Genomic DNA, 20,049 nt, shown 5'->3' with positions numbered 1-20,049 from the left:
CATGTAGGAGGTGGTTCCATGGCATTTAATGTTTCTTACATCGCGGGTGGCGTCATCGACAAAGTGCGCGAGCTGCCGTACCCACACTTCAGTAAAAAGACGATCCCTTTCATTCGGGGACAGATGTTGGACATTCCGGCGGCAAAGACCACCAAGTCCGATACGTTCACCTTGGCGTATGACACGGAGTTCCTGAGCATTGCGTTTGCTGCGAGTCACTACTGTGTCGGCGATTACTGGGAACTGACGATCGGGACCGAAAAGGTGTGCAACACCATTTATACGAAGGAGCTTCCAGAGTCGGTATCCATGGGTAACAGTTTCGGAATAGTCTACCCGATTCCGGCGGGAACGACCATTAAGTTTGACTTCGTAAGCGTGGTGGCTGAAGCCAAGTCGGTCTGGTACAACATCAAATTTTTGAGATAAGGAGGGTGACGATGGAACAGACTATACCATTAACCAAATTTAGTGGGTTCGTGTCCGGTGAAAGTAAAGCCGAGGATATTATTTTCGACTTGGCGGATGCCATTGTAGGGGCGAAAATTCCGTCTGCAGATGGTTCAAATGTAGAGAACAAGTGGAAGAAAGTGTACGAATCCATGTCAGATGTATGGGTGACTTACAAAGAGATGACCCGTACAGGCGTTCAGGGGAAGTACAAGCATTCCGATGGCAAGTTGTATGATGTATTGAAATTGGCGAGCAATTTGCAGAGTATCTCAGCAGCAAAAGATGGAAGATTGCTTATAGATGAGAATGGGTACATATACGAGGTGCTTGGTTCTCCCAATATTAAGACCAACAAAAAAATTCTTGTAACAACACACCAGTATCTTAATAGTCAAGGTGAAACTGCATATCAAAATATTCCGAATGCTTTGGTTGTGATTATACCTGATGAAACCTCTGTTCAAGGTAGCCGTGTGTATTTTGTTAAACAAATTCAAACCAAGAGTAATGGAACTAAGGTCGATAGCATTGATTGGAACCAATTCGAATTGGTTACGGAAATGCCTGGTGATTGGGCATATGCATTGAATAAGACGGGATATAAATTTAGGGTTGAAAATGAAGCTTATTCAAGTGGTAATTCTACCTATTATCATAGAACTGAACCCGTTCTCGCAACAAAATATACGTTCACCGAGCGATATTACGTAGCTGAACCAACCAACTATACTACATCAAAAGTTGTGTTAAAAGCTACACCAGATGTACCAGAAGGTATTTCCTCACGTGATTACTTTATCATGTTTACGCAGCCCCAGAACTTTGCAGGCGGAGATTATAATTACTTTGACTGCCAGCATGGTGTAGGATTTGTAGGCGAATTAAGTCAAGGTGATCCGTCAGCTACATACAAAGGCATCTGCAGTACTTCAACCGTCTCACCTGGGTCGACACCAGTGGTGGTGGATCAGACTGCAGCAGAAGCGATGTACGAGCAGTGGAATGATCCCGAAGCAACTAAATTGTACACACCGCCAACCATCACATGGGATAAGGATTTCGATGGTGTTACAGAATTGATAAGTCCCGCTTCCCATTTCTTCTACGGGCGTAATTCGACCGTGAAATGGCTACCAAACAAAAAACGGAGACCTGATTACTTGGTAGCCTACCATATTTCGGTCAATAACGACCGAGCTGCGGTTGTCATTGAAGGAGATCCTTCTCCAAACATTCATGGATATTACCGCAGTTTCGGTTATTTTGGGAAAATCGTACCTTTTAACGATCATGATCACATTGGAAACTTTGGTTTAACCGTAGGTATGGGAGATTTGAAACAGGATCTAACAGGATATACAAAAAATGATATTCGAACGGATTTAAATCCGGATAAGTATGCTCAATATGGAGAGTATACTTCGAACGGGATGGACTCGGTATCTCTTCTCCGAACTCGAGGTAACGTATTGTATCAAGCTCATTATCCAGCATTTATTACCCAGCTGCCGAATTATCCCGATGTGGGGAGTATCCCAAAAGAACTGTCTAAACTAGTGTTAGACAAGGATGGTTTCCAAAAGTCACTATGGACTGGGAAATACCATGCAAGTCCAGTTTATCTGGTGCATCAGGCGGAAGGTTATCGGGGTTATATGGATGGGGTCGTTGCGATATATGATCAGAATCTGGTGAATCTGGACGAACTGATTGTAGATACAGAGATCCCCAAAGACAGCAGTAATCCTGCAGGCGGTAATTGGACAGAAGTTTACAAGTTTTTTAGCATCAAATCGCCGATGAATTTTTTCAAGCAGTCGCCTGCTCCTGACCTGGTAACAATTGCAATACTCAAGGAAATTAAATAAGGAGGATTAACATTACATGGCAAATTTTAAGTATGTGGAAACCATTACAACATCTCAGGATCTTTTGAACAAGTTGAAGGAGGAAATTACGGTTTTCGAAAAATTCCCCTTCGAATCAACAGCGGGTGAAACGGCTGAGAATAATTCGTGGAAGGTGTTTTATGAAGAAAAGGATGCTGAAAATCGCATCAGTCTGCTGATCCTTCAAGGCACAATGACCATTGGAACAACGGAAACACCAATTAATAAAAAATATTATGTTCAGTTCACAAATCACGCCATCGTTCCACGAGTAATCACACCAACACCTAAATATGTAGAGCATAGTACATTGACCGTCCAATTGCTTGAAGGACTCGAGGGAGAAGAACCAGCTGCTTTGCCAGTGAAGACACTGCCAACATTCAAATTAACAGGTCATCCTGTATTGTACCAATGGGCACTGGAGAGTCATACACCAACGGATCGAAACAAAGAAAAACCGGTCTATATGTATATCAATGTAATGAATAATCGTCTGGCCATGGTTCTGGTTGCAGATCCGGCTGTAAATTTCCTGGATTACAAAAAATCATTCCTCTATGTAGGTGCTCTGAAGCCATTCAAGTATAACCTGAATGATGTCGATGGAAACGTTATGCTGACGGCAGGTGCAGTTATTGACGAACCGGACATTGCAACAATCGCCAAAGACGGTACATACTACTACGGTCAATATACTTCTGCAGGTAACAACACATTGCAGATGCTTAAGACCAAATCAGGCATTGAATTCCAAAGCCATTATCCTTCTTTCATTACACAAGCACCACCGGTAGGCAAAGCCTTTATTGATCCTGAACTGGGGGATACCGGCCTTGAACTGGAACCGCAGGGTTTTCAGGCATCCAAATGGACATCCAAGTATCACTTGTCCCCAATTTACGTTGTCCACCCGTATGAGGGATATCGTGGGCAGTTTGACAACTGTATTGCGGTAACGAAACATAATATCCTCCACTTGGATGAGCTGATTATTGACGTGGAAGGAAAATCTTGGCATCAAGAGGTTTACCGTTATTTTGATACAGATACACAACAGAACTTCATGAACTTATCAGCTAATCAACGTATGGGCGTAGCGATTCTGAAAGAGGTACGTTACTCAAGTAAACAAGCATAGACCTGAATCGTATAGATTCAGTAGAGGGAACCCTGACTCCGCTCAGGAGTTCCCTTTTTATTTGGAGGGGGTGATGCAGTGCTCACAACAAACGAATACTTTTTCAGTATCAGGGATATTGTTCAGACAACACAGGGATATTTACTCAAGGTAGGCAGCACAGGAAGCAGACCTCTGGACTATATGTTTGTATACATTCCTTATAGTCGTTATGCCAGCATATTGATGCTTGATTTCTACATAGCACGGAGTACCGCTGAGGATACGATAAAAGACGAATTGATTGACTCCATCAAGAGAGATTTGGAGGGAGAAGAACAATTCATCGTTCTGTCTGATGTACAAGCAAGGGATAATGCTTCGATAAGCGAGCTGCCTATTGGAGACAAAAGATATATGGTACAAGGTGATGTCGAAGAAGGCATAAAGGCCATGCGTGAACGATTCCAAGAGAGTGAGGTGCAAGGAGGGATTGAGGGCTCCCTAACATCTCTTCGTAGTAGCGATCTTATGGACAGCTCTGAACAAAAGGTCGCTAATCGAATGCAGCGCCTGCATAATGGAGAATTACATACGGAAGATGCAGCATGGCGTGTTGATAATAACAAAGAGTTGAGAATATTCAAGAATGTTACGGTGACACGCAATTTGCTGAAAAATCTGGACAAAATTCATCCATCCCAATGGGGTGTTCGTTTCTCGGATCAGGATGTCATTCTGGATTATCTTGGAGGTTATGATCGAGATGATGCAGTTGAAACAGTAGTTGAACGAATCATGGCGTCAGCCAGAGATCATCAGAAGCATACCCGGCTTGAGATTTTAGCGATAGCCAATCGGACAGTTTCAATGCTCACAGAGCAAATGGTGATGGATGGTGCTTTGAAAGAAACAGAGCGACACAGCATTTTAGTGAGAGTAATCGACAGTGTAAAAGAGAGACTGAAAGACACTGCGATATCCAAGCTGGACTTGGCTTTATCAATGACTCGGCGTGAACTCGATGTTTCATATGGAAACATGCTAAAAGCTGCAAAAGCCCATAATCGGAACACCTCCAAGGAGCTTATGAGTAACTCCCAGCGTTTCTATAGACAGCATTCAAGCATAGATCATGAGATACTAATAGGGAATTCTTCACGTTCCCTGCAAGAAGAATATATGAAAATTGTACACGAGCAAATTCTCGCTTCAATAGATCATTCGAGAGAAATCAGTGTTTATAAACCAGATCAGGGTGAAAGAAATCTCCGGGTTGAAGGACAACTGGCTCAGTTCAATCAAGCTTTGCGGCATATTGATTTTGAAACGCAGATGCAGTACGTACAGCAATTGGCGCAACGTAAAGATTTCGAGAACGGATTAATCATGCGTCCACCTGTTTTGGCAAAACTGAAAACACGCCAATTCCCAAGTGTGGTGCATCAGTCTCTCCAAATGGAAAGAGATACTACTAAAGAATTACTTTTAGCGGAAACACAGTTATATAGACGAAGCACAGAGCACGATATTATATCTTTAAACGAAATCATGAATCTGGATCGGAGTCTAGTGACTGCACCTACCTTGATCAATAAGGATGATATATGGGGAAGCAGGGCCAAGGGTGTGCAAACCTATATGGACAAATCTACAACGAATAGGTATCATCCCGTATCTGCGTTAAGAGATATTCGTAGTGATCCCTGGGTGATCCAAAGTGCTTTTCCAAAAGCGCAACGTATTATAGGTCATAATTCAGCAAGAATAGATCAGGAATTCCCCTGGGGCAAAAGAATCATGGATCATAATCCTGCCTATATTGAAGATGTAAATACGCAAATCAAGGTTCACCGACTTATTGTTGTACTTGGGGTGGTTGAGGACACCAATAAGCAAATTATTGCATCAAGGAATTCTACGGAGTTCGGGAATGTCTTGCGAGATAAACCCGATGCATATCGGGATAGAGTAGAATCTGCTTATGTCGAAAGGAATAAACCTGAAGGCACTCGGGTAGATAAGGAAGCTGCATATCTGCTTCGAGAATATTCAGCAGGGCGCAGGATCGACAAATTTGAATCGTTTGTATTTAGCCAATTCGATACGGGCCATGTTGGTCCACGAGCGATATATCTTCCAAAATCAGAAGTACATGCTGAGCGAACAGATACTTATGGGATAGAATTACGATCCACAAGCGCGGGTGACCGCATTACGGAACAAGGCATCTGGTTGCCCCAGCCTTTACGTGGAGGGCGTGGAGATAAGACATTGACGATTGAGGATACTGTCTACGAGGCGCTGAAGAGTAGGGATAGTAAAAACCTTTTTCTTGACGATGAGATGTATGTGGCACTTAAAGGCAACAAAGAGCTCAATGTAGAGAAACTGTGGCAATCCCTAAAGAATATGACGCAGAAGCATATGGTTTACTTGGATGAATTGCTGAAAAAGTTCATCAGTGATGGTGGAACGATTGGAAACAAGTTATATCCGGGTCATCTGGAAGATTCATTGCTGGCAGCAGAATTATTGGATCGCCCTGCGATTGTGTTGGAGATGATGATTGATGCGGTGCATCAGACCGACGATGTCGCCTTTATCGATGAAAACCTTCTTACTGGAGTTCGAGAGAGAATCGATGCATTAGTTGAAGTGGGTATCTTGTGCTCAAGTAAACAAAGTGATAATGGACTCATTACGTTCAGTTCCGAAGGTATCAGGGAATTGAAACAAGTTATCATCGACTTGGACATGCCAGAAGCATATCAAGAGCCTGATGATGCATGGACAGACACAGCATATCTAGATGCAGAGCAGCACTTCCGTGATGGGAATGTAGAAGATAAAATGTCCGAGTCCATCAAGGAAAAAGATAGTGAGTATAATCAAGTAGGGTTGCTGAATGAGCAAAATACGGGTTCAAAGTTTGATCGGCGTGGAGAAACCATCGAAGTGACTTATGCGGATTGGGATGTCAAACCGATTACTTTTAATTTTGATACTCCACTTGGATTTGTTCATGCATCACCGGGCTTTTTCGAAGAGGATCTATCAGAAAAGAAGTTTGCTCACTCACAGGAAGAATCCGGGATGCTGAATGAAGCAGTCGATGGCTCTAATCACAAACGAGATGGATTATTTAACGAGCAAGATTATGTCACAGGAGGTTACATCTTACGGTCAGGCGAGGACTCTAATATATATGTTGCGGGTTCAACAGATCTGCGAGAACTGCATGTTAGTGAAGAATACTCCATCGGTGCCCGTTTCAGTCAACAAGCAGATGTGAGTGAGGAATATAATTTAGGAAGTGCTGTTGGTCGTGAGCTTCAACAGACTGGAGAGATAGTTTCAGGAGCTTCTTCACAAATGAGAAAAGGACAAGTCATTCAGTTGCGTACCTCCAGCACTTCTGGAATTCGTCAAGCAAACATAAGTGAGGGTTATGAATTAGGAGCTCCACTTTTACGCCAAGGTCTATCTAATGAAGGCTACGGGCTTGGATATCAGGATTTGCATGAAATGCTATGGGATGATAGTTATATGGGGGAAACAAATCATCGACTGGGTGTAACGGAAGAAGGATCATTTTACAGTTATATGGAATTTAAACAGGGAAACATGAATGACGGAATGCAATTGGCCATGAACTTAGAACGACTGGCAGGGCAATCAGGTCGAGTTGAATATGCAACTCAACTGAAAGTTTCATGGGTGAATGAAGATTTTCTGGGTCAGGTATACAAACTCGGCAATCTGGAACAACAGTGGATAGCTGAAAAGCCACAACAGGGAAATCTGGAAAGCCAATGGGTTGCTACCAAATATCAATATGGTTTGATGGATCAATATCTTGATAGCGGGGATAAACCTAAATACGCAGATGTGCCAGTACAATCTATTGGAGGCTTACCACTCAAATATGGACAGATTGAAGAGGAGTTGCAGGCAACTAAATACCAGTATGGCAACTTGGAAGAGCAGCTACTCGGAATTAAACCTCAGTATGGAAAAATCGAAGAAATGCTGTTTTCTACCAAGCCTCAATATGGCAACTTGGAAGAACATCTTCTCGCTATCAAGGCGGGTAAAAGTTCCGAATATCACTGCACCAACAACGGAGATAAACGTCTAAGAGATTCATATGTTGAAGAACAATGGAATGGATCAAAGAGCGAGGTAGACACAGGTCTTGAGAAAGACATAGCGGGTATTCTGAATCCTCTTCAGGCTACATTTGAATCCGGTTTGTTAAGCGAAAAAGGCAACTCTCAGGCTGATTGGGAGCAATCTTTCATCAGTGACAAGGCGAGCACTGATTCCTCAATCGTTACTATATCTGAAGCATTAAAAATCCAACAACATGGGCATGTGGGAGAGCAACTGAATGCTAGCAAGTTGGATCAAGATGCTTCCCTTCTGGATGGTTCAGAAGGAATGAAAGAACATGTGGATGGTGAGTTAATTCATCATACATCGATTGGGACGAACTCAGCGCACAACGCTAATGTTGGGAGAGAATTATCCGGTGAAGCCGGACCACTTCATTCCATAAGGCAATACGAAATAACGACTGCATTTAAGAATAGTCTTAATGGTGAATCAAATTCAGAAGATACTAACATGTCAATCAAATTAAGTGGATCAGGACAAGAAGTCGATGATTTTTCATATGCAGATTTTGAGGGCAGAGCGGCACTTGTTCAACAGGATGTCATCACTGCAGAACGAGAGGATGAACGAATAGCTCATCTGGAATACCAGACAAGAGAGGCAACATTTGCGAATGCTCGTTTGTCTGAATTGCAGAATCCAGAGGATACATTCGCAACCTTTGAGGAACGATGTACGCAGGTGATCACGGGCTTTATTTTCGCTGAACGACCTGAGATGCGGGCAGAGTATTTGGAACAGCTTTTTGCATTTTTGCCGGAACGAACAGCTCATCTTATGAAGATCTATCACGAAGCCAAAGCGGAAGGACAGGCTTCTGAGATTGAAGTCGATTCGGTGTTGGCTTATCGGGATCGGATTACTGAGGGATATCTGCCTCTCGTGGATACTACCGCGCAGGGACTTGTTTTCGATTATACCGATAATCTGTTGGACCACGGAATGAATCCCGAAGATTGGGAGGGTGGTTTTGGCGTGCCCGAAGAGTATGATCCTCATGATCCGTTCAACGTTTATTTCCCATACTCCAAAGAGATGGATGCACTTGAACTTGTTCAGGCAGATGATTGGGTTCAATTCGGAGGCGGCGATTGGAAACGGGATGAGCTCCTCGGCAAGTTTTACAGTAAAAATGAAACTTCTCAAATCAACGGATGGTACCGGAATAATTTTCTGGGTGATCAGTATAAATTCTCTGTCGATTTCAAGGTAGATGAGAACGAGAAGGGTGACGACGGCGTTGGTATTATTTTTAAAATGCAAGATATCAATAACTATTGGATGTTTATGGTCAATGGTGGCGATTCGACAAATGCTCTGGACATGAGGACACCGATGCAGCTGTATCATGTCGTCGCGGGGAAAAGAGAGTATGTAGGTTCTCCGATGCAACCTTTTAAATGGGAGAGGAATCAATGGTATACAATCTCAGTATCCATCATGGGAGGAAAACTACAAATTTATACTGATTCCAAACTACAATATGATTTAACGGGCACTGATTAACTCAGTGTTCTTTTTTTCGTATAGAGCGAGTACGAGGTGATTTTATGGGTCATACATTTGGATTGTTTACAATGTCTCAGAAAGGCGTATTGTTCGCCAATATGAGAGCTAAGATAGCTGATAAAGAGGATTATGCCAATCCTAATCATCCAGAGCATCTTCCGCAGAGTCCCAATGCACCAAGGAGCGAAACCGTTCGGCATGGTGATGAAAACAACCCTATACTGGGTGATCCAGGTTACGGTCAAATCGGACGATGGCAGACGGTTCAATTGGATGCGCTAGAGAACAGTATTGATCAAATCATTGAACAATATCTGAGAGATAAGTCATGGTATGCGAGTGTGCGATGTCGCGAAGCGTTATGGAATATGTACCGCAGGATTGAATGGTGGGTGGAGCAGCAGCAGCCTCCAGACAAAACACAATATCAGCGAGTACTGCAAATGATTAAAGATTGTATTCACAAAATTCTTGAAAATGCTCAGAAGCCTGGAGGAAGCCATCATGGTGTGTCATTACCAGTCTGTCCGGCACCCTACTACCATCATTTTAGTGGGAATTACTTCAATCATTTTGATGCTACCGTATATGAGATACCGCTCTTTTCGATGAAAAAGGACGTAACCTTCTCAAACAAATTTCCTGATTTCTTTAGATATGTCTCATCGACAGAGGATCAGGAGTGGGTGACTGTTCACTCCGTAGGCAAAAATGAACAATCCGGTTCCGAAATGATATTGAAGCTCGATCTAGGGCTTTTGGAAATTGGCAACTCCTCCAAAATTACATTTAACTGGCGTGTGAAGCGTTATGGACAGATCAGGTTCAAGTACCTGGCTAGTGCCAAGCGTGGTAATGGCATGCTGTTCTATATCAACGGGCAGCAAGTCGGAGGCGAATGGAGTGAGAATAACGGTTGGCAGGAAGCCGCATTTACGCTGCAGCCAGGACAGATGTATAAGTTCGATTGGCTAATTCGCAAAATGCGACCTGAAGTGTGGCAGAACAATGGCGTTTACATCAAGGATGTTGAAGTTGTTGAAATCGTGGATACACGCAAGCCACCTGCGCCGAAGGATTACGATTTGGATGGCGAGGACGTATATGAGTATGGAAACTGGGTTGTAAGATCACCACAAAGCGTTGCCCAGGCCCATTTTAAAGGACAGTTCATTACGGATGATTTACGAAAGAAAACGATGACGATGGATTTGGATAATGAATGTGATGGCACCATTTCATTTGCTTACAAAATGGGTGTAGATGAAGAGCCATATCCGGATCATGATTATCAGTTGTTTTTTGATGATGAATTCATTCAGCGGTCCCAGCACGGTGATGGAGATCATGGTAGTAATGCTCGCTCAGCGCATGGTGTGGAATGGATACTGAATGGGGAGTACTCAGAAACGGAGTCCAATCAGGCCAAAATTGAATATGAAATTGTTGCAGGGCCTGATACGACCATTGACCTGAAAGGTGCACTCGAAGTAACTTGTCCTCCGCGAGAGATTGATCATTGGGAGCCATCTCATCGTGGACAAGGGATTAATAAATATCAATGGTACATGTCGGGAAATCCGAGATGGATTGATCAAGGAGATGTATTGCGTCTAGAGGAGCCAAAAGAAGGGGATATGATCGCTGAAACTTCAGTGAATTTGCCGGATGAGGGGTGGTTCATATTCAGTTATAAGCATCTGTTAAGGCCTACTGAAGCGTTTGAGGTAACGGTAAACGGTATGTCCGTTCATTATACAACGATGCATGGTGACGGCGAACAAATACGTATACCTCTGCAAGCTGGAAACAACGTAATCCAATTTCGAATCAGAGATAGTTTAACGGAAGAACCCTTTAAATATCAGTTGGACAAGTTGTTTACTTATGGTAATAACACGGGCAATACATACCGGACAACGTCTCCGTTAGGTTCTTATGTTGATGTGACCCGTGGATGGGATGTAACCGATGCTGGTGCGTCTACCCAAACAAGCGGAGATACGATTACATACAGTGCAGAGCTGAATCCTGGTGCCAAATTAAATATTAAAGAGCACATGCGTATTTATCCCGCGATGGATTCCAATTATGACCCAGACAAAGGGACTTCGAGAGATATCATAGTATTTGAAGAGTTATTTAATAAAAAGGATGTTTATAAACCGTCTTTGAAATTTATTGGTGGTTGGAATTGGAAAGATATCAAACCTCCACAATATAACCCTGACAATCCTCCAGATCCAATCCCTGTTGGAGATGGTGTTATGTGGGCACAAGGACATAACCAAGATTTTATTTGTGAATTTACAGCTGCTATGGACAATTCCGGATATATTTGCTGGCAGTATGGTGGCGACTTTGATTTGGGGGAGAAGTTGGAATTACAGATAGATGGCATCAGCGTTTGGACGGGGAGTCAATCCAACGGCGATAAAGGTACGAATTGTATGTATCCCCTACCTGCTGGTAATCATAAATTCCGCTGGATATACCGGGATGGCAAGGCGTACGTGCCTAGCGACGGTAATCCAGGTGGATCTGGCAGCGGATCTGCAAATCCAGGCGGAAACGGTACCGGAAATGGTCAGTCAAATGGTTCGACTACAAGTCCGTTTGGAGAAGTATGTTTTCCCGGTGGAGTGAAGAATCATGAAATTCAGTATGGACAAAGTTCTTATTCAGGACGGTCTGACCAAACGAGTTTGTGGGGGTGGAAAAATGAAGGGGCAACCTATGACGGTAGTCATAGACTTTTAGATGAAGGAAAATATATTACCCGGGATTTTTATGCTCCTCACATTGGTAAAATTGATTATGTTGAGACACTAAAGGTATACCCTATAAAGAAATTAAACAACACGGGTTTACGACCCATTCGAACTTCGGACATGATGAGACAATATTATGCCGAACCAGGTACCATTTATCAAAATAAAGAAAGTAATTATTACGGATTAAATGTGAAAAGCCTATCTCCTGGGGAACCAAAAACGGAGTTTGATAGTCCACATACCAAAATGATTTTTCAACGATTTTACTGTGAAGGCGAGTTTAGCATTGATTTTAGATATATTTGTTATCTGAGAGATAAGGATCAACAAAAAGCGAGATTTAGGGTGTATTTTTATCCTGAATCTGGTACAAAACGAATACTATTAAACGAAATTAATAACAGAGGGAAAAATAACGGGAAAGTGAATTACAAGAATATAAGTGCTACTGACTGGAATACAGCAGCGACCTTTTCTGAAACAGTTACTAATTTGAAAGCAGGATATTACTATATCTGCATTGGCATTACGGATACTTTTGGTGACAGTGATCAAGATAAAGATGGTTTTCTCTACCATGCTTCTATTAAGAATCTATCCATTAAAACAAAAGATTCTGCTGGATTGAACGGCGGCAATCTGGTTTATCCTAACAGAACGGATAGTGAGACGTATGTATTGGTTGATTTGATCGATAAAACTGCAGGTTCAACGTTATACTCCTATCGTTACCCAGCAAGTAATGGAGAGATACAGACGTACGATATAGACTTCTCTGCTTATACATTACCTGGCAAGGCATACACGGTAAAATACAGTTTACACAAAGCTTCAGGTGCTTCAGGAGGCAGCGGTTTAGATGCCGGTGGGTTCACGCTCAGCGGAGGGCGCTTCAAAGAAACATGGGGTGCTTACTGTAAAGATGCTCAGGGACTATTGTATCGAGAAGGAGGGTCCCCTCACCCAGGGGAAGATTCATGGAATCCACCTGGGCCAGGTACAACTGCGCCGGATGGCGGGAGTCACGCTTGGCTTGATGTCATTCGGTTATACAAAAATACGAGCAGAGCTTGTCCGGGCACAAGAATTGTCATTGAAACCTTTGAGGACGGTCAATTACTAGGTTCACCACAGAACGTGACGAATGAAGATGATCAGATTATCTCCATTGAAGTCGAAAACACCTCAGATCAGAAGAAGAAATACGAGGTTCGCGTTCGATTCGAGCAGGGATGTGCAGGAGACGGTGCAATGATTTGGGGTGGTTCGCTGCACTTGGATGATATTGATAAACTTGATCCATCATGGGCAGAAGTGACCCATTTTGAGGTGTGGAATAATAAACCGATCTGGATGGGCGGCTGTGATAACAGTCACATACGCGTAAAAATTACCCGTGAAGACGGAAAAGTGTTATGGGATGAAACGTATTACGGGGATGGATACCGGGGCTTCGAACTGAATGATCTGGCTCCCAAGCCATATAGCAAATATAAAGTGGAGATTACCACAGATCAGAAGGGGCAGATCAGCGACTGGACGGGAAAGCGATACATGACCACCTTCCGTGTGCATGACTTCAAAGCTTACGAAAGATGGGTATGGGTACCTGAGCCGTTTGATTGTCAGCTGGATTTCTTCATCGATAATGTACTGATCAAAACATTCACCCAAGAGGGTGGATACTATTCCTTCTCACATCCGGTGCCCAAAGGCAAACATGAGTTCAAATGGGTGTTCACCTCACTTCAGGAAGTAGGTACACGTAGTTACGAATACGCGAACCTGGACTGGATGGAACTGACCAACTGGATCTGTGATGACGTCTATGTCATTCCTTATTGCGAAGGCGGTGGTGGAGACCAGTGTGTAGAAGCTCTCATCAAGTGTTTGCTGGAAGTTTGGAAAGCAAGGCCTAAGATGTGTGTGATCGGTAAACGTATCTGGCTATTCACGTAATGAAAGGAGGATCTTTATGGGTGTTGTGAAACGTCAGGAAAAAGGGCTAATCTATTTTGAGGAATTCAATAAGTCAGGTCTCGATTCGGGGTGGGAAGTTCTGCCTGACGATCCTACAAGGTACAGGACGGATGGTGGAATGCTGGAGTTAAAACATGGGGCTTCTCCAATATATATGTTCTTCACGGAATTGACCGAGATCAAAGAGTTCGTAATGGATGTGAAGAACGAGTACAACCCGACAGTTGAGGGGGATACAGGAGGCCTAATTGTTTATGCGGACGAAGAAAATGTTGTAAAACTCGAAGAATACTTTGATGTCGAAAAAGGTGTTGCCAATAGCTACCCATGGATCCGACTTGTCCGGAGCTTTAATGTATATTCAGCATACTGGTCGGATGACGGGAAGATATGGCGATTCATTGGTAACCAGGAAGTGATATCTTCTGTGCCCAAGATCGGTCTTTTTTTAGAAACAGGAATAGAAGGTCAATCATTATTAATCAAACAAATACGAATTCAAAGAAGTACCAGGGTAAAAGTGGATAATCTCAAACAAGGATATCAGGTTGATCTTCTGGATCAAGAGGGCAAGTTGCTTGAAACCAAGGCATGTCAATATGAGAATACATCAGTCTTGTTCGACCTTCAAAGATATGGTTATCCGCTTAAAGGCAGCTTTGCTGTGACTTTGCCTGATAACAATAGATTTGAATCATTGGAAAAGTTAAGCATATACGGTGGGGATACGTATTATTTTGAACCCAGACTAGATCTCTACTATCGTGAGTATAACGAAAATGGAGCTTATTTCGATGTCAAACTGCAAGATAACCAGGAACGTTTCCTCGGTTATATGTCTTCCGGGCAATCTGTAACGGAAAATGTGCTGTTCATCGCTAAAAATTCATTGAAACAGGGTGTTTTTCAAAATGTTAACTTTGAGCTTGCGGCTTACCGGGGGGATCAGTATCAAAATGTAGTCCGTTTAGCACCCGACGTTCAAGGAGAACCAGGGGCCTGGAGTTTGCAAGTTAACGCAGTTGAGATCACACCAGCAGATCCTTTTCATTTCTGGGTGAGGGTAGAGAGACTGGATACAAGCACAAATTACGAAGCCCAGGTTACGTTCGGAATCAAAGTTTCTTCAACGTATGTATAGCTCTAAACTTTGAGTGCTCGACCACGTATAGATTCAATAAGGGTTGAGTTGGAGGTGAGAACATGTCTGTCCGCTTTAGTGGGACAAGTTCAGGGACGAACAATGGCAAGTTACTGGACCATAATAGCTTGCTGAACAAGGGTACCCGGTCCCATCAGGAGATAGATGAACATCTGTCAGAGATAGAGGAAGCTAGAAGTAGTTATAATAGTCTCCCTAAACGTTTGGATGAGATGGAGCTTATTGGAAAACTAAATGATACACGTATAGCTGGTCAAGAATTACGTATTGCTGATCTGGAACCTAAAGTACTTAATCATGGAATATTGCTCGAAGACCAAAAGTCCAAGTTGAGTGAATATGAGAAAGCCATAGCTGAGGTCAGTACAGATGTACATGAACAAAATGAAAGATTGGAAAGTTTGGAAAATGAATTAGGAAATGCCCGCGGAAATCATGAATCAATCGCAGATGTTATATCTGATATTGAAGATTCCATTGATGATCTGAAGACCATCCCATTATCTGATTTGGCAATCAGTAGAGTAACTATGGAATCTGATGGTCTGCTTAAAGTCCTGATAAACGGCGGTTACGCAAGCATAAACAGTGCACTCGTTCAAAAAGAGGAGTCTTTCTATTCATTCATTGGCGAGCTGGACACTAGATATTATGTGTTTCTGAAGAATGATGGTACATTCATGCATCTGCTGGATCGGGATGAACCTGATAACGCCATGATTCTGGGATCTATTGCTATTGGCGCCACTTCCGATGCCATTTACATCAAAGACCATCGCTATTTTTTAACTAAGACTGTGTCAGCAGGTAATTTCAAAGATCTCCAGGGAATGGTCGCAGATGCTCAATCGCACATTATTGAACTGGATGAAGAAGTTGTCTCATTAACAAATAATACCAAAGATCTATCCAAACAAGTTGAAGACCTTGGTGAGATCAAAGCTGAAGTGTCCGACTCCAGAACAGACAAAGATGGCTTTGTATTTGATAAGCTGCCAGATCGTTTAAACCATATGCAATCCAAGCTGGAGCTTGCTGCATCCAGGGGAACGATGGAAAACCAATCGATTTTTCGTATAGAGTATCCACCGGATATAAGGGTTACAGATCAAAAGAGTTTTTATTGTCCAAAGTATAGTATTGGCTCTGACAGTGTTGAAGTACTTCTGGATGGCATCAGGGTAACCCCTGGGGAAGACTATATCGAATATACGGATACGGAAATCCGTTTTCTCTATGACATTCCCGTGGATTCACGTGTAACACTTCTTAGCCGAGGGTCGATCATCAATACGTCTTCAACATCAGAGTATGAATATGACTCCAAAGGCAGAATGAAGCGTGAGATTATTACCGGAGGCATTAACCGTATTATTGAATATGAGTATGATCTTGAGGGGAATCTTCTGGAAGAACTTATTACAGAAAGTGATGGGCAAGTCAAGACGATAACCTATGAACGAGAAGAAGGCAGAATTAAACGTAAGTCTAACAATGGAGCCATGTACTTTTATTTACAAGGCAGCTCAACCTATGATGATCGGTCCATCAAGCATCGGCTGTCAACTTTGGAGGACATGGAAGAACAGGATGTCTACTTTGAGTATGATCCGGAAAATGGCTTGATTATTAAAGAGACTACATATAACAACGACTTAAAGGCATCTTTGGTAAAAATGATCGAATACAGTTATAACCCTGATGGCAGTGTGGATACTGAAATTGTTGAGTTTAATGGTTTGAAAATTTCGAAAAAATATCTATATGATTCGGATGGAAACATCCTTGGTGTTCAAAAAAGAAAGGTAGGTTGATGAAGTGGAATCACATTTCTCAATGACCAAAATTAAAACAGGGTTCCGTCCTTTATTTGACAAGATGGTAGGTATGAGCCTTATTCCAATTTCACAGGAAGAGGTGGAGCTCTTAATCTTTATGTTGCGGAGCGATATTATCTTCGATGGCACAGGACAACAATACATTCCGATGCTTGAAGCGCTGGACAAGGTGATCCCTCTTGAGTTAACAGACGAAATTAGTCAGGAGCTTGTGGATCAGGATACACAACGTCAAGAGCAAGATAGACAAATGCAGATCCGTACCGTATTTCTGACAGCAATGAAAGAGTCGATGCTTCAGGAATTGAAAGTTCGTTATGGTATTTAAGGAGGTGGAGCAATGACAGCAACTATGGTTCAAGGTTTTAGGAGGTATGAGTTTACGAGCACGATTACCAATTTTTTAAGCACTTTGACAATTGAGATGAATACCTATCCATATGAGGATACCAATTGGAAAGTATCTTATTATCCGAAAGATCCATATTCTCAGCCAAAGGCATATAACTCACTGAATCAAACATATGGCACCCCGCTAGGTTCTTTGACGCTAGAGAATTTGAATGATACATCGCTATTTTTCTCCTTGTGTCTAAACCATTCAGTTTCGTATGGATGGACTACTTATGGTTACCAATTAAGATGTGGGTTAAACCGTCCTACTGTTGGGGAGGCCCCATATCCTGATGTTTCACTTGCAATTGGAGAAGAAAGCAATATTCCCTTTCATACTTCGTCTAGTAATGTAACTCTAAATATCACATATAAATGGACGGTATTCCCTTTAAATGAGGCAATATTCATTTTTGGTGAAGCATTAAACAATATCGGAAATGCCTATCCATTCAGATTATACTTAGGAAGAATGTCTGCTTATGAGGAAGAAGACCCTGTAGTAAAAGGGAGTTTTGTAGGTATATTTTCTCACGCTCCTATAGGTAGTGATACTAATTGGGCAAATAACAATTTGTACAGTGTTGGTAGAGGAGTCGTCAGAACTTCACGTAATAACAAAAAGTACGAATTATATAACTTCTGCACTAGTGCCCAAGCTACCTCGCCTGGTTCAGGCAATCGATATTTTGTCTCCCCGTGGTATGTTTTCCAATCTAAGGAGGGGGTTCGAGGTGAGTTTCAACAAATGAGGTCTGTAGTATTCAAAGACGCTAACCAACATCCGGACGGAACGATGATTGACTTGGATGGTAAGAGGTACCATGTTTTTCACGTTAACGACCAACAACAGCCAACCAGTTATAAATATTGGATAGACACGGCAGGTCAGACCAGATATATTCAACCCTACTTCTTTGATAGCAATACGCTATTAGGAGATGGACAAAGAGCCATATTATTCGAATTACCTTCGGAGGTGTCCAAGTAATGGCAGTACCAAAACGATACTCCTGGGTGAGTACAATATCAGAGTTTTCGAATAATGCTGAAATACAGATGGCGGGGGACTCATGGTGGGAAGTGAAGAAATATGTCCAGACAGCTGTTACCAGTGGCGGTAACTGGGGAAACACTGTTTTCAAAAATCTAGCAGATAATAGTCTGTGTTTCACTATGGCATTTCATGCACAATCATATAATGGGGTTATCAGATGGGGCATGATGAATAATGTGACACCTAAGGTGGATGTATTCACAGATTCACTTGATAAAGGTTTTACAGAAACTCCATTTTCATGTGACACAAGCCAGTATAATATCACATACAAATGGACTGTATTCACTATGAGTAAAGGTGTTTTCATTCACGGTGAGTATCAAAGTCACATTAATTATGCATATCCTGTCCGTATATATATGGGCAGACTTGCTTCATTGGAGCCAGAAGATCCTGCGATTTTAAACGACTTTGTAGGCATTTTTACGCATATGCCATCTAATGTCAGTAATAGTAATGCGGCTACTTATGGTGAATACAATGTGGGTAGAGGTGTTGTTAGAAAATCTCGTAACGGCACTAAGTATGAGTACTACAACTTTACAACAGATGCCCAACTTACTTCTCCGGGTGTAGGTGGCCGATACTACGTTAACCCATTTATGGTATTTAATCCATCAGAAGGTGTTCGGGGACAGTTTGATGACATATATACAGCTTGTTTTAAGGATGCTTCACAACATCCGGATGGGTCCATTCTCGATTTGGGAGACAACAAATATTACGTTTTTCATGTTGTGGACCAACAAATGCCGTACAACGGTAACTACATCCGCTGGTATACATCTAGTAATAACGTTCGATACTGCGTTCCTTGTTTCTTCGGCAGCAACAACGTCATGGGTGGACAACGAGTTATTCTATTTAAAATATAAGGAGGGTTCCTATAGATGTCATTCTTCAGTGGTAAAGTCAAAATGAATATGTTATTTCAATCAATAATTAATGGCTTCAAAGGGATCGCATCCTCTCCCTGGACTATTTATTTTGAGACATCGGATTTCTTTGTTATCAAATCAATCGGTTCATCAGGCAAAGACAAGCTATTTATCAAGTTTGAAAAAGGAAATACGAAGGAAACAAACGGCAACTATATTATTGTGACTGTAGCCGAAGATGTATTACTTGCTGACGGAAGTATCCCAGAAGGGAAATTGTATACCACGAGGAACTTCTATTGTCATACCTCTGTTGTTGATTCCAACCTGCTTACTGACTATCAAGTATCGGTTACAGCAGATCGTGTCATCATGTGGTTGGCGGGTGATATGAATTCCGTAACTGGTATATCCAATTTGGGGTATTTCGGTCTGATGTACCGCTATTCCCAAGAAAATCACTCTGGTGCTCAGGGGATTGGAGTGAGCTACCAGGGATTCAATGGTATTCGTACAGTTAAGGATGTGGATAACATTCAAACCAATAATGTGTACAAATCTTATTCGGCAATGGTGCCGACCAACCCGGGCTGGGGCGCACTCTATCATCTCTCGCCATGTATTATGGCCAATAATGCAGAAGGTCCTCGAGGCGAACTGCATGATATTTACTTTGCACCAGCGGCAGGTGTTAGCCACGGGGATGAAATAACAGTAGCAAATAAGACTTACAAAGTATATTCATTGACAACAGGAGGTTCAAGCTTCCTTCCAGGTAACACCGTAGCCGTATTGATGCAGTAGAGGGGGAAAA

Annotated in this window: 11 protein-coding genes; all 11 read left to right on the top strand. The window is 42.3% G+C overall.

From position 1 onward, the window contains the following. Positions 1 to 18: 18 nt before the first annotated feature. The 11 genes from MHB49_RS22550 (at position 19) to MHB49_RS22500 (ending at position 20,039) form a co-directional block, all read left to right on the top strand. Positions 19 to 429 carry a hypothetical protein gene (locus MHB49_RS22550; protein WP_405153076.1) on the top strand — a complete coding sequence of 137 codons (411 nt, stop codon included), beginning with the start codon at positions 19 to 21 and terminating at the stop codon, positions 427 to 429. 11 nt (positions 430 to 440) lie between these two features. Beyond that, positions 441 to 2,321, top strand: a complete 1,881-nt coding sequence (locus MHB49_RS22545) for a hypothetical protein (protein WP_405153075.1) — start codon at positions 441 to 443, stop codon at positions 2,319 to 2,321. A gap of 16 nt (positions 2,322 to 2,337) precedes the next feature. Then, entirely contained in the window at positions 2,338 to 3,483 is a 1,146-nt protein-coding gene (locus tag MHB49_RS22540) for a hypothetical protein (RefSeq protein ID WP_405153074.1), read from the top strand. Between the two features lie 78 nt (positions 3,484 to 3,561). Next, positions 3,562 to 9,147 carry a hypothetical protein gene (locus MHB49_RS22535; RefSeq protein ID WP_405153073.1) on the top strand — a complete coding sequence of 1,862 codons (5,586 nt, stop codon included), beginning with the start codon at positions 3,562 to 3,564 and terminating at the stop codon, positions 9,145 to 9,147. Between the two features lie 44 nt (positions 9,148 to 9,191). Beyond that, a complete protein-coding gene (locus MHB49_RS22530; protein ID WP_405153072.1) occupies positions 9,192 to 13,883 on the top strand; it encodes a hypothetical protein in 4,692 nt (1,563 codons plus the stop codon). 16 nt (positions 13,884 to 13,899) lie between these two features. After that, the gene (locus tag MHB49_RS22525; RefSeq protein ID WP_405153071.1) at positions 13,900 to 15,045 is read left to right on the top strand and encodes a hypothetical protein; all 1,146 of its coding nucleotides are present in this window, start codon (positions 13,900 to 13,902) and stop codon (positions 15,043 to 15,045) included. Between the two features lie 62 nt (positions 15,046 to 15,107). After that, positions 15,108 to 16,880 carry a hypothetical protein gene (locus MHB49_RS22520; RefSeq protein WP_405153070.1) on the top strand — a complete coding sequence of 591 codons (1,773 nt, stop codon included), beginning with the start codon at positions 15,108 to 15,110 and terminating at the stop codon, positions 16,878 to 16,880. Positions 16,881 to 16,902: 22 nt separating this feature from the next. Next, the gene (locus MHB49_RS22515) at positions 16,903 to 17,232 is read left to right on the top strand and encodes a hypothetical protein (protein ID WP_405153069.1); all 330 of its coding nucleotides are present in this window, start codon (positions 16,903 to 16,905) and stop codon (positions 17,230 to 17,232) included. Positions 17,233 to 17,244: 12 nt separating this feature from the next. Further along, positions 17,245 to 18,288, top strand: coding sequence for a hypothetical protein (locus tag MHB49_RS22510; RefSeq protein WP_405153068.1), 1,044 nt, complete (start codon positions 17,245 to 17,247; stop codon positions 18,286 to 18,288). Then, positions 18,288 to 19,232, top strand: coding sequence for a hypothetical protein (locus MHB49_RS22505; protein ID WP_405153067.1), 945 nt, complete (start codon positions 18,288 to 18,290; stop codon positions 19,230 to 19,232). The genes MHB49_RS22510 and MHB49_RS22505 overlap by 1 nt, the downstream gene beginning before the upstream one ends. Before the next feature lie 15 nt (positions 19,233 to 19,247). Further along, complete coding sequence (locus MHB49_RS22500) at positions 19,248 to 20,039, top strand: hypothetical protein (protein WP_405153066.1); 792 nt, start codon at positions 19,248 to 19,250, stop codon at positions 20,037 to 20,039. Positions 20,040 to 20,049: the final 10 nt, after the last annotated feature.

This window comes from Paenibacillus sp. FSL K6-0108, from assembly GCF_045040695.1.
GTDB classification, from domain to species: Bacteria; Bacillota; Bacilli; order Paenibacillales; family Paenibacillaceae; genus Paenibacillus; species Paenibacillus pabuli_B.
This window is presented reverse-complemented; position numbering and strand designations above follow the sequence as displayed.